Genomic DNA, 20,059 nt, shown 5'->3' on the forward strand with positions numbered 1-20,059 from the left:
GCCTGCCCGATTCGACCGACGGTGATCCATGCTGGCCAGCGCGCTCCAACTTCTGACGTTGCTACTCGTCCCGCACGCCCCGCCTGTCGGTCGCACTCGATCTGCGTCGAAAAGCGGTCGGATCCATGTCGTGCATTGCGTGAAACGCCTGAGAGAAGTTACTTCGGCTCGAAAAGCCGACCATCCTTGCGACCTCGGCGACGGGAACATCAGTCGTCGCCAACAATTCCGCAGCCTTGCGCAGCCGCACGACTTTCAACATGGCCATCGGCGGTTGCCCGAACGCCTTCATGAACTGGGCAGCAAATGCCGAACGGCTCATTCCGGCGATATCGGCTAGCCGTTCCACTGACAACGGCGATGCCAGGCGCTCGAAGATCGCTTCAAGTGCCGCTGCGAGTCGTTTGTCGGCAAAGCCCGCGGCCCAAGGAAGGTCGGCGCCGCCACTATCGATTTGCCGCCGCATTACCATGATCAGACACTGCTTGAGCAGTGCTTCGACCAATGCGCGTGAACCCAGCCCCGGACGAGCGCATTCCGCGAGCAGCAATACGAATTGATCCTTTAAGCCTGACTGCGTGTCGAACTGTGCGATCAGCGGCCGGCGCATCGTCCTGAACGGGTCGCCGCCATAGTTGGTATCCAGCTTGACTTCGCCGCACGCCGTCGCGATGCCTGCTTCGCCTCCACCGACCAGGATCGTCGGGATCGTTTCCCGCGAAGGCCATTCACAAAGACGCCCGTGATTCGTCTCACCAACGGGCGACGTACTGTCGCTTTCGATCCGGTAGCCGATTCCCGGCGGCAACAGCACGAAGCTGTGCGGAATCAAAGCCACGCGCTCGCCGTCTTGCGTCACCAACGCACCACGCCCTTCCATGCAGTAGTGAAGACTGGCCGTCGCGCAAGCGTCGAAGCGGGCACTCCAGCCATCGCGTATATCGCAAAGCGTGAAATTAGCCACGCCAATGTCGAGCGCTGCCAGAAAGCGTTCCAGAACTGGAAGCCCGAAGAGGAGATGGTTAGTCATGGACGAATTCGAACCAAGTCGAGACCACATGGAACATGGACTTCTCTACTATTTGCCTGTAGACCTTTGATAACTGGAGAAAAGCATGTTCGACATGAAACATCTTACACGACTGAAGAAGCTGGACGAAAACGCACCGGAAGCCATGAAAAGTTTTTGGGCATTTGAAAAACAGGTCTTTGAAGACGGCGCTTTGAGCGCGCAACAGAAGCAGCTCATTGCGGTTGCCGTCGCGTTGACGACGCAATGCCCCTACTGCATTGAACTGCACACTAAAGCTGCTCGCGACGCCGGCGCTAACGATGCTCAACTGTCCGAAGCTACGCTTGTAGCTGCGGCCATCCGTGCGGGCGGTGCCGTGACCCACGCTTCGCATCTCTTCAAAAACTAAGCCCATACGAGAGTCCGGTCTGGACCGGACTCTCGACCTCTACGGATAAACGAACACGCGTGACCGACTCCAACGACGTTCGAACCCGGACCTGGTTCAATGCGGCTGAAGCGGTATGAGTCGATGCGCGTATCCGGTCCCGACACGGCAGTGAACCGTTGCGACACGACGCGCGCAAGGTGACGTGCGATCGCATGGCTGAACGTCGTCACTTCGTCCCAGTTGCGCTTTCCGGAAAGCAGGACAACGATATGGACTTTCCCGCCGCTCGTCTTGCAGAACGATGCAGCACGGAATCTGCGCCCCGCGACTTCGCGTTTGTTGAGTCTTCGCGATATGTGCGGCCGTGATTTGACGTTCGGCTTGCTGCAATCGACAAGCGGCGTCCCGCGCCGAGCTTGGTTTCGTCAATTCCTGGTGCTTACGCGTTTTGACACGCTCTGGGCCGTTCCCAGAAAAGTCGCCAGCCACTCAGGTTAGCGGCGCATAGGCGCGAGTTTTTGCTCATTTCGCAGGCGTCGCCGAGAGCGCTTCGAGCCCGTTCCTCGAAATCGCAGACGCCGCGTCCGGCGACGACAGATAATGGATCAGCGCCTCTGCGCCGGCCGGATTTTTCGCATTGGTGCCGATTCCCCCGGAAAACACCGTGTACCTCTGCACCTCTGCGGGCAAACTGCCGACCACCGTCACCCGTTTCACCGATAACAGTTCGACGACCTCCTGAATTCCGATCTCAGCTTCTCCATTCGCAACGGCATCGGCGACCTGCGCGACCGGAAGCATGCGGCTCTTGCTCTCCATCGGCCCCGCGATGCCGAGACGCCGAAACAGTTCGCCGCCGACATAGACGCCGCTCGGGCTGTCCGGATAGACGATCGACTTCGCTGCGAGCAGCGCTCGCCGCAATGCGTCGGCCGAGCTGATATCCGGCTTGGGCGTCCCCTCGCGAACCACCATGCCGATTGCTGAGCGTGCGAAGTCCACCTTGCTGTCAGGCAAGACCTTGCCGGCATTGATCTGTTCGTCGAGTACATAGCCAACCACGATCAGCACGTCGGCCCACTCGCCGCGCGTAAGCCGCACAGGGATCGCATTCGCGGCCGTACCCACCGCGGGCCCCCAAACGGTGATTAGCTTACGCCCGGAGGCCTCCTCGAATTGCGGGCCCAGTTCGCGATAGGCCGATGCAAACCCGCCCGAGATCATCACCTTGACTTCGTCTGCCAATGCGATGCCGCTACCCAGTAGCGCGCCCACTACGCAGAATGCAAGTGCGCGAATCCTCAGCTTGCGCTTGGCCACGGCCCCGCCCCAATCTCGATCGGATGACCCCGTCCGGACATGCATCGTGTCCGGATGCCAGTCATCATGTTAGCCGGCATCGCGGCAGCAGGCCTGCTTTATCACGGCCACCGCTTTCCAGCAGCCGTTTTCAGCTGCGCCGTGCACTGGTATTTCCAGTTTCAGCCAGGCCTTCGCGACCTCGAAGCGTTGCTGTTCGAGCGCGGGGTCGTCGTCAGCTTGAATCGATTCGACGCTGGTGCGACAAATTCGGCGCGGGCTTTGCGCGTCGAGGTCGGCCCCAGCAATACTACGTCGCGAACAATTTAACGTGACAGTGCCTGTTGAACGGCTCGCTGTGAACAATAATCGTATGCGTGTTACAGGCGATACGGTTGGTCGCGCGACTTTGTGCGTAACATGAACTTCCGTGCGCGTAACATGGTGCAGGCCCGCGAATGACGGGAGCCTGACTGCAGCGCCGGGATTGACGCCATCGAGTGTTTCATCATGCATACCAGGGTGCGCGCGACGTCTGCCTTTCGTGCGGCGGCGACCACGCCAAGGGGCGTGGCGATGGTCGCTGCGCAGCCAACGTCCGGTTGGCGTGGCTGGGCCGTCTCGCCGTGCAATGCCTTGCTCGCAGTGGCCTGCGCGCTGAGCGCGGCACCGGCCGCGCTCGCCGAGACACCCGCCAATGCGGCCGGTCCAGCGGGCGCCGCGCCCGCCGTCAACAGCGCGAGCCAGCCCGAACCCGCCATTTCACCGAGCGACGCCGCCGTACGCCAGGTCGTGCTAGGCATTGTGAGCTTCACGCACTGGCCGACGCCGCCAACCCGCCTGCGCATGTGCGTGACGGGCCGCCCCGACTACGCCCACGGTCTGGTCGACACGCTGCAGGTCGGCTCGACGCCGCTCGACGTGCAGCGCATCGGCTTTGGTGACCCCGCCATCGGCGCACGCTGCGACGTCGTCTATTTCGGCTATCTGAGCGACGATGAGAGAGAGCAGATCAGAGCCGCCGTGGTGGGCCACCCGGTGCTGACCATCTCGGAACACAACCCGTCCTGCACCGTCGGCAGCATGTTCTGCCTCAATGTCGATGGCGAACGCGTCACCTTCGAGATCAATCTCGACGCCGTGGCGCGCAGCGGCGTACGGGTTCACCCGAATGTGCTCGGGCTCGCACGGCCGGCGCTGACGCCATGAGACAGCCCGCCGCCCCCGCTTCCCCTCCGCGCCCGACGCTGCAGAGCGTGTTGCGCCGCGCGCACCTGCGCCTCGCGTTCGTCGCCATCGCGATGGCCGCCGTGTCGTTGATCCTCGTCGCCGTGATCGCGCTACGTGCTTATGCCGGCAACAATCTGAATCTGCTGGTCCGCTCGCTCGGCTATACGGTCGAGGCAGCGCTGGTATTCGGCGATCGCGTCGCGGCGGCCGAGGCGATCGGGCTGATCGCTAACAAGGAGGACGTAGCCGAGGTCATCGTCACAGATGGCAAGGGCTTGCCGTTCGCGGCGTGGCAGGCGCCCACCGGAAGTGCGATCGCAAGGCTCGAGCGGGACGTCGCTGACATTGCCTTGCCCGGGCCCGTGACCACACTGGTGCTGCACGATGGCATCGTCGTCGGTCAGGTCGAAGTGCGCGGACAGGGTCACCAGTTCTTCGGCTTCCTGCTCGGTGGCATCGGCGGTATCCTGGCCTGCCTTGCCGTCAGCGTGCTTGGCGCCTATGTCAGCTCGCAGCGCCTGCTGCACAGTATCGTCGCGCCGCTGCGCGCGCTGGCCCGCGTCGCCCACGCGGTGCGGCGCGAGCGCGCGTTCGGGCAGCGGGTCGAGCCTGCGGCGATCGCCGAACTGAACGAGCTCGGCGACGACTTCAACGCCTTGCTCGACGAATTCGAAGACTGGCAAAACAACCTGCGCGAAGCAAACTTGGCGCTCGAACACCAGGCCAACCACGACGCCCTCACGGGTCTACCCAACCGCGTTCAGTTCGAGTCGCGCCTCGCGAGCTCCCTCAGCGCGGCCGCGGTCACGGGCCAGCGGGTCGCTGTGCTATATCTCGACTGTGACCGTTTCAAGGAGATCAATGACTGCCTCGGCCATGAAGCCGGCGACGTGGTGCTGGTCGGCATCGGGGCGCGGCTGCGCACCCAGTTGCGCGAGATCGATCTGGTCGCGCGCCTCGGTGGCGACGAATTCGCCGTGATGTTGGCGCCAATGCGCGAAGCGGCAAGCGCCGGCCGTATCGCCGAGGGCCTGCTGGCCAGCATGGCGCCGATGATCGTTTTGCCCGATGGCCGCACGGTGGCCACCATGATGAGCATCGGCGTTGCGCTATATCCCGATCATGCGTGCGACGCCGTCGGCTTGCTGCGCGCCGCCGATGCAGCGATGTACCGGGCCAAGCGCGCGCGACCTGGCTCGTGGCAGTTTGCCGAAGGCGTCGCCGGACCGGCCTGAAGCCAACGCCTGGCGTAGCAGCCGGGATAACGGATGGGTTCGAAAGAGCGCATGCAAGGCGGACGCACTCAAGGGGAATGGGATGATGAGACACTGGTTTCCTGCAAACATCTGGCGGATGTCCATTGGGAGCGCAATGCTTCTGTGCATGCTGCTCGAGGGCTGCCAGACGCAGACGCAGCCGCAGCCGCTTTACCGCGGACTGACTCAGACGCAAGTCAACGCGCTCAAGTCGGAAGGATTCCACGAGACCGACGAGGGCTTCGAGCTCGGCTCGAGCGAACCGATCCTGTTCGACTTCGACCGATACGACCTCAAGCCGGACGTCCGCCGGATCGTCGAGCGGATCGGCCACACTCTCGTGTCGGTCGGCGTCGTCAGCGTCCGCGTCTACGGCTACACCGACGCAGTTGGCACGAACGCCTACAACTTCCGGTTGTCCGAGCGCCGTGCCGAGACAGTGGCGGCCGAACTCGTCGACATCGGCCTTGCTCCCGGCCGTGTCTACGCCATCGGGAAAGGCAAGCGCGACCCGGTGGGTGACAACCGCACGGACGCGGGCCGGGCCCAGAACCGCCGCGCGGCGATCGTCGTCTCGCCGCCTTGAGCCGGCGCGGCTTTCTGTTCGATTATGTCAGTCGAGCATCGGCATGCAGACCGTTTCGACATCACGAACAAGAAGCTTGCAAAAAGGCGTCGGTGCCATACATGCACGGAAAGTACGATCACCGCCTAGAAGCGCTTTTTGACAAAATAGCCCCGTCTAGAAGAACGGAGATTCGATCGAGTGCCCTGAGGTGACGGTTACGCGCAAGTTCTTTTGGCCGCGCTCGGGAAGTTCTCCTATCCTAGAAAGCGGTCCGCGCTTTTTTGATGGGTTTCCGTGTGCGCGGCCGCCAATGGGACGGAGGTTGGCTGCCGGCCCACAGTGCATCGAACATCCGTTCCAATGGTTCAGGTGAGCGTGACTTCGGGCGCATGAAAACCTTGGCATCGACGACGGGGAGCAGGAGTCAGAGATGGCGCGCCGCATACTTTTTGTCCCCTTTATCAAGGCCCCAATCGTCGGTGGGAGACCCGGCCGTGCCTACGTCAACAAGAACCTGGGTTGGATCAACAGCTACAACGCTAAAGAAGTAAAAAAGAAAGCGGTTCTGGAGGGGGCCGTGGCCCACGACATTCACGAGTGCTGGTATATCCCCCGCACGCCGAACTCCATGATCGCATCGCTCGGTCCAGACGATCAGCTCTATATTCGCGGTCACAGCCTGATCGGCCTGGAAGGGATATTTGATGAGGCCACCAAAGACGAACAGGGCAAGCCGATCCATCAGTCGAAGATGGATCAGGAACTGTTGGTGAAACTCAACGAGGGCAACGACACTGGCACGAAGAAACTCGCATTTATGCTGAAGGCGTCCGACGTTGTCACCCGTCTGTTCGAAAGCGGCCTTCGACAAGATTTCTCCGGTACGATCAAGTGCTACAACTGTCACAGCGCCGAGGGCGAACAAAACTTCGCCAAAGCACTTGAGAAGGCGCTCACTGAGCGCGGCTATAAGAAATGCCGCATCTATGGCTACACGGGCGCGCTGTCGTCGATGTATGACGGCGAACACAAGACCAGCACTGACCCGAATGGACGCGCGCGTGATGCAAGAGTCGAGATCAAACGAACCTGACCGGGTGCCAACCAGGTCATTATGCCGACATCACTTCCGCTGCCAATCGAGATCAACGGATGGCGCTTGGTCGGCCTTATGAAAAACGGTTTGTCGCAGTAAGGCGCACGGCGCGAACAAGGTTGATATGCGAAGTACTGCGTATGTTGCGAGGTCGTAGAATTGAACAGAAACGGACCGACGGGTTCCGCTCGCGCACGTCCTTTTCGTGCATTTTCTGGCGGTTTGCACGAGAAAATGCTTTCAGATCAACCAGTTGAAAATTCGTCAAGTTGCAAAAGCGTGTGAGGCCGCTCAGCCTTGCTAGAAGCGTCTTCGTACGCCGTTACCGACAGAAAATGCATGAAAAGCACGAATACCCCCAATGGGCACTTTAGTCGCAGCGTGTTCGATAATATCGCTTACGATCGACTGAATGCGACGCAAGACGAGGTCCTTGCCGCGCCGCGGGCTATTCGAGTTCCTGCAACTGCTGATGCAAAACCTCTACCCGTTGCAAATGTGCGTTACCTCGTTCGCGCAAACGTTCCGCAACTAGCGAGCAAAGCAGATTAACCAGAGACGCGACTCCGGCCACGCTGTCGAACATCATCATGCCGTCGGTGTGGCAGCGGATGACCCAGCGCGCAAGACGCGCCGGCTTGCCCGCGATGACATCCGACACGTAAAGCGTGCTAATGCCCGCATCAGCGAGCGCCGCCATCGCAAGTTCGATAGCGGGCACGCGCCGGCGTAATCCAATCACGATAGCGAGATCCTTCGCTCCGAGATCGCCGATGTATTCCGCTAGCGTGTCGCCCGGCGCGGGCAACACGGTCACGTCGCTGCGCACTTGCACGAGCTCCCGACGAATCATCGTCGCAATGGTGTGACTGTGCCGATATCCGATAATGACCACTCGGCGCGCGCTCGCGATGCCGCTAACCACTTCTGCCAGCATCTGCCTGTCAAGAGAACGGTAAGTGTTTGCGAGATTGGTCACCTCGTGTTTTAGATGCGCTTCAATGACTTCATCGAGACCGCCTTCCGACTCCTTCCTTCCGCGCTCCTGCAAGTAGAGCGGCGAACCGCCCATCAGCGCGGCTTTTGCCGTTTCGCGTGCGTCGTCGTAGGAGGCATAGCCCAGCTTCTGGAAGAACCGCGTGGCCGTGGCTTTTGATACCTGCGCGTTCGCTGCAAGCTCCGTCGCGGTCTGCATGGCGAGTTGTCCCGGCGCGCTGAGGATAACGTCAGCGAGACGTTGATCGATCTCCGACAACTGGTCATAACACTCCGCGATACGGCTCTCGATCGAAGCCGGACGCTTGTTTTTCTTCGCCTGTGATGAAGCCATGAATGTTCGATAGATGCAGGAATAAGGGGAAAGCTCACCGCGGTGCAGATCCAGCACCACGCCGGTGCACCAAGACCGCCTTGCACGTTTGCCGAGCAGTCACCGCGTTCGCTGGCCTCTCCATTCTGTCACAGCAGCGCCGCGTTTTGAAATGGATGTTTCTCATCTTTCCTTTAAGAATCACTTGTTTCCATAAACTCCACTCAGAAACTATCGTTTCTTGACAAACATTGGTACGGATCCTGCCTTATATGCAGCGTCGAAAATCGAACAAACCCTCTCCACGGAGTCTGATCCGATGTCACTGCCGCGCCTTTCCCGTCTCGCGCTCACCGCCCTCGTTCCAGCGGCCGCGCTGCTTCATGCCTCCACGTCGAAAGCCGATACACTCGACGATATCAAGAGCCGCGGCAAGATGATCGTCGCCATCGACCCGACATTTGCGCCGTACGAATACACCGACGCGAATAACAACATCGTCGGCTACGATCCGGCCATTCTCGACACGGTGGCGAAGCGTCTCGGCGTGAAGATCGAATATCAACGCATGGCGTTCAGCGGCATCATTCCTGGCCTGCTATCGCATTCGTTCGATCTGGAAGGCTCCGCGCTGAACGTGACGGCGGAACGAGCGAAGCGTATCGCGTATGTGGTGCCCACCAGCAAGACTGCGAATGGCGCACTGGTTCGCTCGGATTTCTCGAAGATCCCTTCGAATCCGACACCGGAATCGCTCGCGGGCCTGACCGTCGCGGTCAAGTCCGGCAGCGCGCCCGAGACAATCATCAAGCAGTTCAACGAAACACTGAAGACCAAGAACCTCGCGCCGATCAATATCTTGAGCGTGGACAGCGTGGACCAGACCGTCGCCGCAGTCATGACTCGCCGCGCCGATTTCCTGTTCGACGACCTGACCGTTCTTGCGGGCGTCATCAAGCAGAACCCCGGCAAGATGAAGCTAACCGGCGAACTCGGTCCTTCTCAATGGATTTCGCTGGCTACGCGCCCCGAAGACACACGTCTGAACAAGGCGATCAACGACGAAATTCTCGCGATGAAGAAAAGCGGCGAACTCGCGCGCCTTCAGAAGCAGTATCTCGGCGTAACGTTCGATACGCCGTCGGCCGATTTCATTCCTGCACAGTGAGACGCATCGGCATGAGCAATCCCATATTCGAGCTGACCGTGAAAGCCGGTCACGGTCGCGCCTTCGAAGTAAAGGCGGGCCAATTCCTGACTATCACCGACGTCGAAGGCCAGCAGGCCGCGGACTTTGTCGCGGTTACATCATCCGACAAGAGCGAAAAGCTCTCGCCCACGCATACGCGCCGCCAGTTGCGTTCGCTGTTCTTCAATGTGGGCGACGCGCTGTATTCGTCGCTCGGCCGTCCGCTGTTGCGCGTGGTCGAAGATACGGTGGGTGTGCACGATGCCAATGTGCCTGCGTGCGACGACACCCGCTTCACTGTCGACTTCAACGTGACCGGGCATCGCAACTGTCTCGACAACATGCATTCCGGGCTCGCGCTGCATGGCCTTTCACCATTCGATGTGCCCGAGCCGTTCAACCTGTTCCAGAACGGTCCCGTAACCCCCGATCGGCGCATGCAGGTGACCGACCCAACCAGCAAGCCCGGCGATCACATCACGTTCGAAGCCCTCGAAGACCTGCTGTGCGCGGTGTCGTCCTGCCCGCAGGACATCATTCCTGGCAACGGCCTGCGCGTAACCGACATCGCGGTTTCAATCCACGCCGCTAATCCGTCCGCTCTCCCAACCGCATAAGCGCATCGACATTCATGCTTCTACTCAAAGCTCCCCCTGAACGTTCGCCACTGCCGCCGACCCGCGTCGTTGTGCCGGCAGGCGAAAGCCGCGCCATCAACGTGAACGCTGGTCAGATTCTGCGTATCGAAGCGAACGAAGCCGGCGCGACGGCGGCGATGTTCGCCTTCAGCCGCTCGAACCCGGATATCTACATGTCCGTGCATCACACGCGCGTGTTCAGCAACTCGTATGTCTTGCAGGCAGGCATGCGCATTGTCAGCAACCGGCGTCGCGCCCTGATGGTGCTCGGTAAAGACAGCATCGGCCGTCACGATCTGCTGCTGCCCGCGTCGACGACGGCGTTCCTCGAAGCAAATGGTTACGCGGGTCAGACCGGCTGCGTCGAATCGGTCGCGAAGGTCGTCGCCGAAGAAGGACTGACGCCGCCGAAGCTGCCCGATCCGATCAATCTCTTCATGCACGCCGATCTGCACCAGGACGGCAGTATCGAGCCGAAGGCGAACGCCACGCGTGCGGGCGATTTCGTCGCGTGCCGGGTCGTCGCGGACATGACGTTCGTCGTGTCGGCGTGTTGCACCGGCATCGCAGGCAACGACACGCCGGGCATGCTGGAACTCGCCACCGCCGAAGAACTGATAGAGCTCTAAGGGCGAGGACGACTGCATGTGGCTCGACCCTCAGGTCATTCAAAGCGTGCCGTCGCTGCTGGACGGCTGGATGCTGACCGTGGAGCTGACGCTGCTGGGCGCGGCAGGCAGTCTCGCGTGCGGGCATCTGGCGCTCGCGATGCAGTTGACGCGCATCGCGCCCTTGCGATGGCTCGCACGCCTGTACATCAGCTTTATGCGCGGCACGCCGTCGCTCGTGCAGTTGTTCATGGTGTTCTTCGCGTTGCCGCTGATCGGCCTCGGCGGTCGACCCATGCTGGCCGCCGCACTTACGCTCGGCCTGAACAGCGGAGCGTACACGGCGGAGATCCTGCGCGGCAACATGCGCGTCGTGGCGCGCGGGCAGATCGAGGCAGCGACCGCGCTCGGCATGGCGCCATGGCTTATCACGCTGCGTATCGCACTGCCGCAGATGCTCAAGGCGAGCCTGCCCGCGCTCGTCAACGAGTTCACGATCCTGCTGAAAACGACACCACTCGCCTCTGTCGTCGCCGTCACCGAACTGGTGTATGCCGGCCAGATGGTGATCGCGCGCATCTATACGTCTACTCAGATCATGCTGCTCGTGAGCGTTGGATATCTCGCCGTAGTGCTGCCAGTGATCTGGCTCGGCAGGCGATTGCGGCAACGTGCATCTTCGACGATGCGAGGCACATGAGATGACTTTCGATCTTGCTGTACTCACCGCTTACGTGCCCGCCTTGCTGCACGGGTTCGTCGATACGATCTGGCTGTGCGTTCTGAGCGGCGCGCTGGCCTGCGCACTCGGCATCGCGCTCACGGTCGGTCAACGGCGCGGGTCGCGCCTGCTCGTCGTGCTGATCGATGGTTATGTGGCGCTCACGCTCGCGTTGCCACTGCTCGTGCTGCTATACGTGACGTTCTATGTGCTCCCCGACTTCGGTCTGATGCTTCCCGCCTCGGTGGTCGGCGTACTCACGCTCGCGATCTACTATGCCCCCTACGTCGCGCAGGTGATTCAGGCCGCTATCGACGCCGTGCCTGCGGGAACGATCGAAGCAGGCGTCGCGATCGGCATGTCGCCGCTTGCGATCGGGCGCCGCATCGTCGCGCCACAGGCCCTGCCCTTACTGCTGCCCACGCTGACCGGGCTGATGATCGGCCTCTTCAAGGACTCGGCGCTCCTGTCCGTCATTTCGGTGCACGAGCTCATGTTCACCGCCAAGGGCGTCGTGTCCGATACCTACGCGCCGCTCGAAGTCTATTTCGCCGTGGCGCTCGTCTACTGGGCGACAACAGCCACGCTCAATCATGCGACCCGGCAGTGGGAACACCGGCTCGCGCTTGCACACGGCGTCGCGCTCGAACGGTAAATTCCGATGAAACTCAACGCAGCCCCTGCCATACGCGCCCGCGACATCGTCAAGTCGTTCGGTGCGCAACGCATTCTCGATGGCGTCAGTCTCGATGTCGCACGAGGCGAAGTCATCTGCATCCTCGGGCCGTCTGGTTCGGGAAAATCCACGCTGCTGCGCTGCCTCAACTGGCTCTCGCCGCCCGATGCGGGTGAGGTGTGGATCGGCGATGAGCGCGTCGGCATGCGCAATGCGTCCGTGCCGCGGCCCGAACGGGAGATTCGCGCGCAACGCAGCCGCATCGGCATGGTGTTTCAAAGTTTCAATCTCTGGCCGCATATGAGCGTGCTGGAAAACGTGATGGAAGGTCTGCTCTCCGTCAAACGCATGACGCGCCTCGACGCGAGCGACGTTGCCGTGGAAGCATTGCGACGGGTCGGCTTGTCCGGCAAACACACAGCGATGCCCGGGAGCCTGTCGGGCGGTCAGCAGCAGCGCGTTGGCATCGCCCGCACGCTCGCGATGGCACCGGAAGTCATCCTCTTCGACGAACCGACTAGCGCGCTTGATCCCGAACTCGTCGGCGAAGTGCTCGCGGTGATGCGCGGCCTCGCCGACACGCAGACGACGATGATCGTCGTCACGCACGAAATCGGCTTCGCACGCGACGTGGCCGACCGCATCGTCTTTATGGACGGTGGCAAGATCGTCGAAATGGGACTGCCCGCGCAGATCATCGATCACCCTTCGTCGGCGCGTCTGCGCCAGTTTCTTCACCGCTTCACACCGCACGGATCCCACTCATGACTTCTTCTCCTACACCCATCACTGTGCCCGCCGGACACGGCAAGGCGGTCCGTCTCAACGCAGGCCAGGCGGTGCGCGTGATCAACACGCACGGCACACAGGTCGCCGATTGCTGGGCGTGGAACGCCTACGATCTCGCCGAATACATGTGCATGGAGACGACGCGCGTCTGGAACCAGCGCCTCAATCCCGTTGTCGGAGACAGCTTCGTCACCAATCAGCGTCATCCCATCCTCACTGTCGTCGAAGACACGACGCCTGGCGTGCACGACACCTTCATGGCCGCCTGTGACCGCAAGCGCTATCAGTTGCTCGGCGTGCACGGCTATCACCGCAACTGCTGCGACAACATGTTCGAAGGCATGTTCGAACTCGGCGTGACGCCACCGCGCGCCAATCTCGCGTCGTTCAACATCTTCATGAACATTCGCGTGCAGCCGGACGGCATCACTCTGCATACGCTGCCAACCGTAACCAGACCCGGCGAATACATCACGCTGCGCGCGGAGATGGACTGCTTTGTCGCGTTTTCCGCGTGCCCGCAGGACATCGTGAAGATTCAGGGACAAGGCGACAACACGCCGAAGCCCGTCGATATCGTCGTGCTCAGCGATTTCCACTCCGACTTGCCCGGCACGCAAACCTGGGTTCCGCAAGCCTGACAACCCGCCATCGCCAAACATGCCAATCCCAACAGTCGATGTCAGCGCGCCTGCCGTCGCGCGCATACCTTCGACCTGAACGCAGCGCCCGTCGTGACGCATGCGCGCTTCAACATCTTCCGGGACGAGGGCGTTTTGCGCCTGAAGCTGATCGGCGTTGCGGTGGGCCAGGCGCAAAGCGACTTGCGCTGCGCGGTGCGCGCCTGGTGGACGTCCTGCAACAGACGGATAAATAGCTCCGCGCTGGGCGCAAGCTGGCGGTCTTCGACCTTGATCAGCGCGAAGACCGACGTATAGCTGAGCGGCTCGGCATTCGCGACCGGCGCGAAGGGGTATATCGAATGCAGCGCGCCCGCATAGTGCGTCGGGAGGAATCTGCGCGCAGCCACGCTGGGCGGCCCGGCGGCTCGCACGCCCGTGCTGATAGCCGGTGGGAGCGTACAGTTGACTCAATTGGCCCCGTTCGTGCTTGCATGAGGTGCAGGAGGACACGCCATGTACCGAGCCGCTTTCGTCACGCCTGAGATGTTGCTGATCGAATGTTCGATGGCGCAATCGCCCGAAATGACGAAGCACGGGTTCGCTAGCGCTGCGCAGCAACTGCGAGAACTGAATCAGACCGCGCTTGCCTTCGTCTTGCGACTGACGTACACGCTCTGCGGACTCCGATAACTACATCTTCGCCCCGACGGTGCGCCGCCCTTGCCATACTCCCAACTGGTGCATCGCCACGCGCGGCGGTGCATTCGCATCTCTTCACTTCTCCTGTTTCGGTGCACACGGAAACGCCCAGCAGCCGGCACATCGGAGAGGCACCGGATAGTTCTATCGCATCTGTTCGATCACGCCGGACTTCACCGCGACTCCCTCCCGAAGTACGTTGCGAATTTTTTTAATAGATCGCGCACCATCTTTACTTCGGCCAGTTCCCGCTTGACCCGCCCGAGCTCAGCTTCGATCTCCGTTAACGGCTTTTGATGTTGACCTACACGCTCCAGCTTGCCGGCCTTCGCAGCACGCACCCAGTTTGCCACTGTCTTCATTGATATCGACAGCCGACCCGCAGCCTCCGATACGCCAACGCCCTCGGTCATTGCAAGCTTCACCGCCTCTTCACGGAATTCCTTCGTGTAGACGGTTTTGGGGATTCGGTTCATGTATGCCTCCATTCCTGAAATTTCCGGAATGTTGGCTTCCGCTTTTTCCGGGCGGCCTCACCTCTTCGCGCAGCCTGTGCTCGGAGCGAATGCCTAGGCAGTAGCCCACGATCAGCATACGGACTATCAACTCTGGATCGACCGAGGGACGCCCCGTATGGCTATAGAACGGTGCGAGGTGCTGCCGCAGATCGTCAGCGTCAAAGAAGCGGTCGATCCCGCGCAGCAGGTGGTCGAGCAGAGCAGCCAACAACCGAAGGAATACCTGCACGTCGCGCCTGATCAGCAGCCTCCCTAATACGTGAAACGTACGCAGGTGAGGACCGGCTTCATTACGCTATGGAATAGTGTCTATGACTCTACACACATAGATGGGTTATTTTGGCGGGTCTAATGTCGTTGCACGAAGTTGGTTCGCAATATCCGTTGTCTCAACCACATCAGGAATCCGCTCCATTGCTGGGAAATCGGTAGATCGGTTGACATTGGGAGAATTGAAATCTCATGCCCGTAACGATGGCAGCAACGCCTTCCGCTCGAATCCACGCATTAGACCCAGCCTGCCGCCAGAAAATGAAAAGCTAGATGTTAAAAAGTATTTCGATAACCCGATCAATCGGTCGCATACAAACCACTGCGATCATTTAACTGGGTACATCCCTATCTATCGATGAGGTATTCGACTTCTGTAAAAGCTTCATCGTCTGGACAACCGAATTGCAAGATAACCTGAGCCGGGATCATGACTTTCTCAGACATCAAAGCTGACGCAACAACCACGAACGGATGGCGTTTCAAACTTGGAATGGGCCTCTTTGTCTCCGCTTTTGCGTTGTTGCCAATCGTACCTATCGCCGCTTCTCTCGGCACACCCGCACCAACCATGGCTGCTCTGACGGGGATCATTCTCGTCGCGAACAAGGTTCTGCTTATGACTTGTGTGGCTGTGATGGGCAAGCCCGGATTTCAACGGCTCAAGGCGACCGTGATGGGCTATGTAAAACGTTTGGCCCCAACGAGGACTGGTGGCTCTGCCCGCCACCTGAGCAGGCTGATGAAGTCTGTCACGAACCGGGGACGCAGACGCGCTCAGCAGCGCGTTGATTCAGATGACAGCGCCGCATAAATGCCACCAGTGATAGGTAGTTGAGGCAGACCCGCATGCTTTGCACGTTGCAGGATATCTCAATGGAGTCACTCACCGTGCGCTTTGCTAGCTAGCGTGTCGTAATTCAATGATGTCAGGTTAGTCCACTTCCCCAGATCCCCGAGGCGACTCAATCGCCGCGTTGTCTAACAATTCTCCGGGCAGCTTTGACGTCTCCATTCGGAATTGGCCCACAAACTTATCTAACGCATAGTCACAATCTCGGCTACCGCGGGCGGCATGGTAAAAGGTCGACCGACCGGTGAAGTGAAATAACCGCGCCGAACAAGGCCATTCGCAGTAGGGTTTGACTGGCACTTTCGCATTCGCGCGGGCGGTGCATCGTATTGAATAACTCGATCGATATAGCGTCGACGTGTGCTTCGGCTAGCGTGCCGTCTTCACGAAGGTGGAGTTGACCGGGAGAAGAATCGAGTCCGCGAAGTTCGAAAAGATCGGCTTCATTACGATGGGTAATAGTATCTATGACGCTGAGCCCGTAGAGAGATTAATTTGGCGAGCCTAATGTAGTTGAACGGCATCACTCGCAGTATGCAGCGTCCCAACTGACGGCAAGTCCGCTGCAATGCACGGAAATCCGTAGGTCGGCTCGACATCAGGAGAAGCGGAATGTCATACGCGCTACGACAGCATCATGGCTTACCCGGTGAACTCAAGCGCGAACACGCCCTCTTTTCCGGCATTAGTCCGCCGTCGAGCAGCCTCCAGTCAACCCCTCTCCCTAAGGCGGAACCGCGATCCACGATCAGCACGACTATCGAAGGCGAACACAAGCAGGCCTTCACACGAATCAAACCCTTTCGGAATGGCACGCCTAAAGGCAGTTATGGGATTGCCGTTGCGCGCTTGACCGGATTGGAATCCACGCCGATGTCGACTTTTCCGTGGGGTCTCGGCCATCAAAATGTTGAGAAGTCTTTTGTTCACACTCCGCGCCTCCCGTTGGCGTAACCATACGTGCTCGCATAGGCGTTCCGGGTCGATGGGCAGACATATGCGCCACTAACGCGCTCCGTTTTTCCATCCCGCACAAGGAAACTCATCAATAGCGCCGTTCGAAGTCGGACGGGCGCAAAGGGGAAGTTATGCCTTTTTTCGAGTTTGGCGGCTGTTGTCGTTCGATAGGTGTCACCCTGCTGGCGAGCGCCATGCTTGCGTCAAGCTGGACAACGACCACGCATGCCACGGAAGGCGGCGGGAGCAACTATCCCGTCGGCGTGAACACGCTACTTTCGGGCGTTCAGCCTCCGCCGGGCAGCCACATCTATGTCTATCTGCAGGCATACGAGGCAACGACGCTCGAAGGCAATAACGGAAGCCCGACCGCCAGCGTATCGGAGTTCTCACTGCACGCGCAGGCGGCAGCTTTCAGACTGTCCCATGTCTGGCGGGATGTAACGTTCCTCGGTGCAACCCTCGAGTCGCGGACGAATATTCCATTTGTGAATCTCGATCTGCACTTCGACGCGCACACGCCGAAAGGTACGGTCTACAAAAGCGGCACAGCGACCGGATTGTCGGACCTGACTGTCGGGCCACTCTTCCTCGGATGGCATCTCGGCAACCTGCATCAAATCCTGGGCCTCGAGTTCTTCTTGCCGACGGGCAGTTACGACACAAGCCGGCTCGTGAACCCGGGGCGGCACTACTACTCGATGCAGCCGAACTACGCCGTCACGTGGATGCCAGTGCCGAATGTGGAGTTCAGTGCTCGTGCGCTTTACAGCATCAATTCCGTCAACCACGCAACCGACTATCACTCGGGGAACGAGTTTATCGTCGACTACAACGCCGGGTTTCGCTTCACTCCGATGTGGCAGATCGGGGTGAGTGGCTATTTCTATAGACAGGTGACAGACGATACACAGCACGGTCAGTCGGTAAATGGCAACGGGAACCGCGGAGAGGTTCTTGCTGTGGGCCCGTCGATCGCCTACGGCACACGTAAGTTCTCTGTGGCGCTCAAGTACCAGCGCGAAATGATGGCTCGCAATCGGCCCGAAGGGAATCGGATCTGGCTGCAGATGTATATGCCTTTTCAATAGACGTCGTCCTGTCGTCGATCGACGGGGTCTGGCCTTCGCGATCGCAACATCACGCAATCCGTCGACTGCTCGTCATGCAGGCTCCGCTTCATTCCGCGACGGAATAGTGTCTATGAGGCTGCATCCGTAGAGTTAGGTGTTTGATCGGTGTACTGTAGATCAGACGAAACACCCGAAATATCTCGTCGTAGATCGAATACGATGAGCGCCCCCACCGCCCGGATTTTAGGCTATTTGCCGTTCCACCCGATCGACCTGAGAGAGGAGTTATTTCCCCAATGTGTACAACTTATTTGATCCATGCGAGTGCGCTTATGCGCTCTGTTAAGTCATCCCCGACGCGCCCTGAAATGGAGGTGACCTCATGGCAGTCGCGCTGATCACGGGAGCCAGTCGAGGCATTGGTGCGGTCATTTCGATGACTCTGGCCCAGCAAGGGTACAAGGTGGTTGTCAACCATCGTGCCAGTGCACCGCATGCCGAAGACGTCGCTGCGACGATCGTCGCGGCAGGCGGAGAAGCCATGGTGATCAAAGCCGACGTCACCGAGCCGAACGATGTCGCCGCCATGACCGACGAAATCAATCAGCGATGGGGCGGAGTCGACGTTCTCGTGCACAACGCGTTGACGCCGTATGACGTCACTTCATTCGCCAACCTGAACTGGGAACAACTCGGCGGTAAGGTCGACACTGAACTGCGCGCCGCCTTCCTGTCAACGAAAGCGGTTGTGCCCGGAATGATTTCTCGCGGCCACGGGCGGTTGATCTACCTGAGTACTCTGCTATCGCGTCGCCCACGCGACGGGATGATTACGTTGGGCACGGCCAAGGCTGCCTTGGACCAGTTCGTGCGATACGTCGCATTGGAGCTGGCCCCTAACGGCATCACCGCCAATCTCGTCGCGCCGACCACGGTGGAGGGCGCTACTTCAGCCGGGCTGATCTCCGCTGAACGGCTGAAAGCGATCGCCGCATCTATCCCGATGGGACGGCTTGCCCGTCCAGACGAGGTCGCCAATACAGTGGCGTACCTGGCAAGTGATGCGTCGGGCTTCACCACTGGCCACTACATTCCCGTAAGCGGTGGCTTTGGAATGGAATGACCTTGAAGAGCACCCGGATCGTATCCGAGGCTCGAAAAGGAACGACTTCTCCGATCCACCTGTTTGACCTGACAGAGGTGTTAATTGCCAATGCTCTCGATTGACCTCACTTATGTAGGGGCTGGTATTCACGAGGAACTGATCGCACACGTAGCCGATCAAGAAGGATATTTCGAAGATGAAGGTGTTCGCGTCGCGCTCCGCGACGGAGCCGTCTGGAATACCGAGCGCGTGCGCGCCGGAGCAACCATCGGTCTCGGCCGCGCACTGATCTCGCGGATGACCAGCGGCATCCAATGGACCGCCCTGAGCGTCAACACGCACCGACCGCTCTTCTGGTTCGTCGGCGCCAACGGCGTGAAGTCAATGGAAGATCTCCGAGGCCGTCGACTGGCGGTCCACGGACCACGTACTGCTCCTGGGGTTTTCGCGCGGATCGTGTTACGCAAGCACGGGCTGGATCCCGACCGGGACGTCGAATGCGTGGAGCGAATCCCAGGTGACTATCAAATGGACCTGCGACGCCTTCGCGACGGGTCGATTGATGCGGCGTACGTGGGCAGCACCTTATCGGCTGAACAGGTGGTCCAGGAGGAAGGTTTTTCGCTGCTGTCCTGGGTGGGCGACCATTTCCAGATTCCCACCGTTGGACTCGCCGTGGACCCTTCGCGCATCTCGCTCGACGATCCAGCTTTGCAGGCGTTGGTACGGGCCTATAAACGGTCGCTCAAGACGATCGCCGAACAGCCCAGTCTGGCCATCGAACATATCGCCTCGATGTTAGGCCGACTGACTCACGCTGAAGCGGAGCAACACTACGAGCGCTACATCCGGCCACATTTCACCACTGACGGCCGGGTGGACCTCAAGGTTGCCAAAGAAGGCGTTGCTGCCGTTGCCGCTGAACTCGGTGTCTCTGCAGGTACCGCCGACCAGATGTATCTGTCGACCTTATAAGCGGGCCGTTGCATCGATCTGGAATGCGTGCAGTGCCGTCTCATGAAGCTATTTCCGGCCTGCACGCCCCCGCAATATAGACTCAGCAGAGAATTTTGCCCAGCCGCGTTAATGCGTTCGACTTGGCTGGGATCTTAGTCTGGTTGGTTCATTTCGAATAAACCAGAAAGAATTTGGCGTGACCGCCAAACGCACGCGCGGCTC

Annotated in this window: 22 protein-coding genes and 3 pseudogenes; 18 read left to right on the forward strand and 7 right to left on the reverse strand. The window is 60.0% G+C overall.

The genetic code is table 11. The features are described from left to right. Positions 1-61 precede the first annotated feature (61 nt). Entirely contained in the window at positions 62-1,030 is a 969-nt protein-coding gene (locus SB822_RS10370) for an AraC family transcriptional regulator (RefSeq protein ID WP_079493684.1), read from the reverse strand. 85 nt (positions 1,031-1,115) lie between these two features. Here SB822_RS10370 and SB822_RS10375 point away from each other — a divergent pair, with 85 nt between their 5' ends. Further along, on the forward strand, positions 1,116-1,421 hold the full coding sequence (locus tag SB822_RS10375; protein ID WP_079502744.1) for a carboxymuconolactone decarboxylase family protein: 306 nt from the start codon (positions 1,116-1,118) through the stop codon (positions 1,419-1,421). Here SB822_RS10375 and SB822_RS10380 read toward each other — a convergent pair. Next, positions 1,418-1,759 (reverse strand): hypothetical protein, encoded by a 342-nt coding sequence (locus tag SB822_RS10380; RefSeq protein ID WP_410854705.1) that lies wholly within the window; start codon positions 1,757-1,759, stop codon positions 1,418-1,420. The genes SB822_RS10375 and SB822_RS10380 overlap by 4 nt on opposite strands. Positions 1,760-1,925: 166 nt before the next feature. After that, positions 1,926-2,768 carry a molybdate ABC transporter substrate-binding protein gene (locus tag SB822_RS10385; protein WP_410854598.1) on the reverse strand — a complete coding sequence of 281 codons (843 nt, stop codon included), beginning with the start codon at positions 2,766-2,768 and terminating at the stop codon, positions 1,926-1,928. Positions 2,769-2,789: 21 nt separating this feature from the next. Here SB822_RS10385 and SB822_RS10390 point away from each other — a divergent pair. From SB822_RS10390 to SB822_RS10410, 5 genes and pseudogenes are all read left to right on the forward strand, one after another. Further along, positions 2,790-3,001, forward strand: a pseudogene (locus SB822_RS10390) (hypothetical protein); the annotation flags it as partial. Between the two features lie 211 nt (positions 3,002-3,212). Then, entirely contained in the window at positions 3,213-3,911 is a 699-nt protein-coding gene (locus SB822_RS10395; protein ID WP_410854599.1) for a YfiR family protein, read from the forward strand. Next, positions 3,908-5,167: a diguanylate cyclase domain-containing protein gene (locus tag SB822_RS10400; RefSeq protein ID WP_079502741.1), complete on the forward strand. Its 1,260-nt coding sequence runs from the start codon at positions 3,908-3,910 to the stop codon at positions 5,165-5,167. The genes SB822_RS10395 and SB822_RS10400 overlap by 4 nt, the downstream gene beginning before the upstream one ends. 85 nt (positions 5,168-5,252) lie before the next feature. Beyond that, positions 5,253-5,774, forward strand: coding sequence for an OmpA family protein (locus SB822_RS10405; protein ID WP_086918468.1), 522 nt, complete (start codon positions 5,253-5,255; stop codon positions 5,772-5,774). Between the two features lie 412 nt (positions 5,775-6,186). Further along, a complete protein-coding gene (locus tag SB822_RS10410; RefSeq protein ID WP_410854600.1) occupies positions 6,187-6,849 on the forward strand; it encodes a hypothetical protein in 663 nt (220 codons plus the stop codon). Between the two features lie 451 nt (positions 6,850-7,300). Here the strand turns inward: SB822_RS10410 and SB822_RS10415 are convergent, their stop codons facing one another. Then, positions 7,301-8,182: a MurR/RpiR family transcriptional regulator gene (locus tag SB822_RS10415; protein WP_410854601.1), complete on the reverse strand. Its 882-nt coding sequence runs from the start codon at positions 8,180-8,182 to the stop codon at positions 7,301-7,303. A gap of 298 nt (positions 8,183-8,480) precedes the next feature. Between SB822_RS10415 and SB822_RS10420 the strand changes: the two genes are divergently transcribed. The 7 genes from SB822_RS10420 to SB822_RS10450 are packed head-to-tail and all read left to right on the forward strand — an operon-like array spanning position 8,481 to position 13,423. Then, on the forward strand, positions 8,481-9,329 hold the full coding sequence (locus SB822_RS10420) for a transporter substrate-binding domain-containing protein (RefSeq protein WP_114223417.1): 849 nt from the start codon (positions 8,481-8,483) through the stop codon (positions 9,327-9,329). Positions 9,330-9,340: 11 nt separating this feature from the next. Then, complete coding sequence (locus SB822_RS10425; RefSeq protein WP_007738112.1) at positions 9,341-9,967, forward strand: DUF1989 domain-containing protein; 627 nt, start codon at positions 9,341-9,343, stop codon at positions 9,965-9,967. 14 nt (positions 9,968-9,981) lie between these two features. Beyond that, positions 9,982-10,617 carry an urea carboxylase-associated family protein gene (locus SB822_RS10430; RefSeq protein ID WP_079502737.1) on the forward strand — a complete coding sequence of 212 codons (636 nt, stop codon included), beginning with the start codon at positions 9,982-9,984 and terminating at the stop codon, positions 10,615-10,617. Between the two features lie 16 nt (positions 10,618-10,633). Further along, positions 10,634-11,296: an amino acid ABC transporter permease gene (locus SB822_RS10435; RefSeq protein WP_410854602.1), complete on the forward strand. Its 663-nt coding sequence runs from the start codon at positions 10,634-10,636 to the stop codon at positions 11,294-11,296. Position 11,297: 1 nt separating this feature from the next. After that, on the forward strand, positions 11,298-11,972 hold the full coding sequence (locus SB822_RS10440) for an amino acid ABC transporter permease (protein WP_086918448.1): 675 nt from the start codon (positions 11,298-11,300) through the stop codon (positions 11,970-11,972). Positions 11,973-11,978: 6 nt separating this feature from the next. Next, entirely contained in the window at positions 11,979-12,761 is a 783-nt protein-coding gene (locus SB822_RS10445) for an amino acid ABC transporter ATP-binding protein (RefSeq protein ID WP_079493713.1), read from the forward strand. Then, on the forward strand, positions 12,758-13,423 hold the full coding sequence (locus SB822_RS10450) for a DUF1989 domain-containing protein (RefSeq protein ID WP_086918447.1): 666 nt from the start codon (positions 12,758-12,760) through the stop codon (positions 13,421-13,423). The genes SB822_RS10445 and SB822_RS10450 overlap by 4 nt, the downstream gene beginning before the upstream one ends. A 41-nt stretch (positions 13,424-13,464) precedes the next feature. Here SB822_RS10450 and SB822_RS10455 read toward each other — a convergent pair whose 3' ends face one another. Further along, complete coding sequence (locus SB822_RS10455) at positions 13,465-13,812, reverse strand: hypothetical protein (RefSeq protein ID WP_410854603.1); 348 nt, start codon at positions 13,810-13,812, stop codon at positions 13,465-13,467. Positions 13,813-13,918: 106 nt separating this feature from the next. Here SB822_RS10455 and SB822_RS10460 point away from each other — a divergent pair, with 106 nt between their 5' ends. After that, positions 13,919-14,095 (forward strand): hypothetical protein, encoded by a 177-nt coding sequence (locus SB822_RS10460; protein ID WP_007738118.1) that lies wholly within the window; start codon positions 13,919-13,921, stop codon positions 14,093-14,095. 156 nt (positions 14,096-14,251) lie between these two features. Here the strand turns inward: SB822_RS10460 and SB822_RS10465 are convergent. Together SB822_RS10465 and SB822_RS10470 are read right to left on the reverse strand one after the other, a co-directional pair. Then, a pseudogene (locus SB822_RS10465) lies at positions 14,252-14,580 on the reverse strand (transposase); the annotation flags it as partial. A 58-nt stretch (positions 14,581-14,638) separates the two neighbouring features. Further along, positions 14,639-14,815: pseudogene (locus SB822_RS10470) on the reverse strand (transposase); the annotation flags it as partial. A gap of 507 nt (positions 14,816-15,322) precedes the next feature. On the opposite strand from SB822_RS10470, the gene SB822_RS10475 reads away from it, so the two are divergent. The 4 genes from SB822_RS10475 to SB822_RS10490 all read left to right on the forward strand — a co-directional run bounded on the left by SB822_RS10475 (position 15,323) and on the right by SB822_RS10490 (position 19,855). After that, complete coding sequence (locus tag SB822_RS10475) at positions 15,323-15,706, forward strand: transporter suffix domain-containing protein (RefSeq protein ID WP_410854604.1); 384 nt, start codon at positions 15,323-15,325, stop codon at positions 15,704-15,706. A 1,127-nt stretch (positions 15,707-16,833) separates the two neighbouring features. Next, positions 16,834-17,793, forward strand: coding sequence for a transporter (locus SB822_RS10480; RefSeq protein WP_007738123.1), 960 nt, complete (start codon positions 16,834-16,836; stop codon positions 17,791-17,793). A gap of 364 nt (positions 17,794-18,157) precedes the next feature. Beyond that, positions 18,158-18,898, forward strand: a complete 741-nt coding sequence (locus tag SB822_RS10485) for an SDR family NAD(P)-dependent oxidoreductase (RefSeq protein WP_410854605.1) — start codon at positions 18,158-18,160, stop codon at positions 18,896-18,898. A gap of 90 nt (positions 18,899-18,988) precedes the next feature. Further along, complete coding sequence (locus tag SB822_RS10490) at positions 18,989-19,855, forward strand: ABC transporter substrate-binding protein (protein ID WP_410854606.1); 867 nt, start codon at positions 18,989-18,991, stop codon at positions 19,853-19,855. Positions 19,856-20,059 lie beyond the last annotated feature (204 nt).

Source organism: Paraburkholderia sp. SIMBA_054 (assembly GCF_046534875.1).
GTDB lineage: Bacteria > Pseudomonadota > Gammaproteobacteria > Burkholderiales > Burkholderiaceae > Paraburkholderia > Paraburkholderia hospita.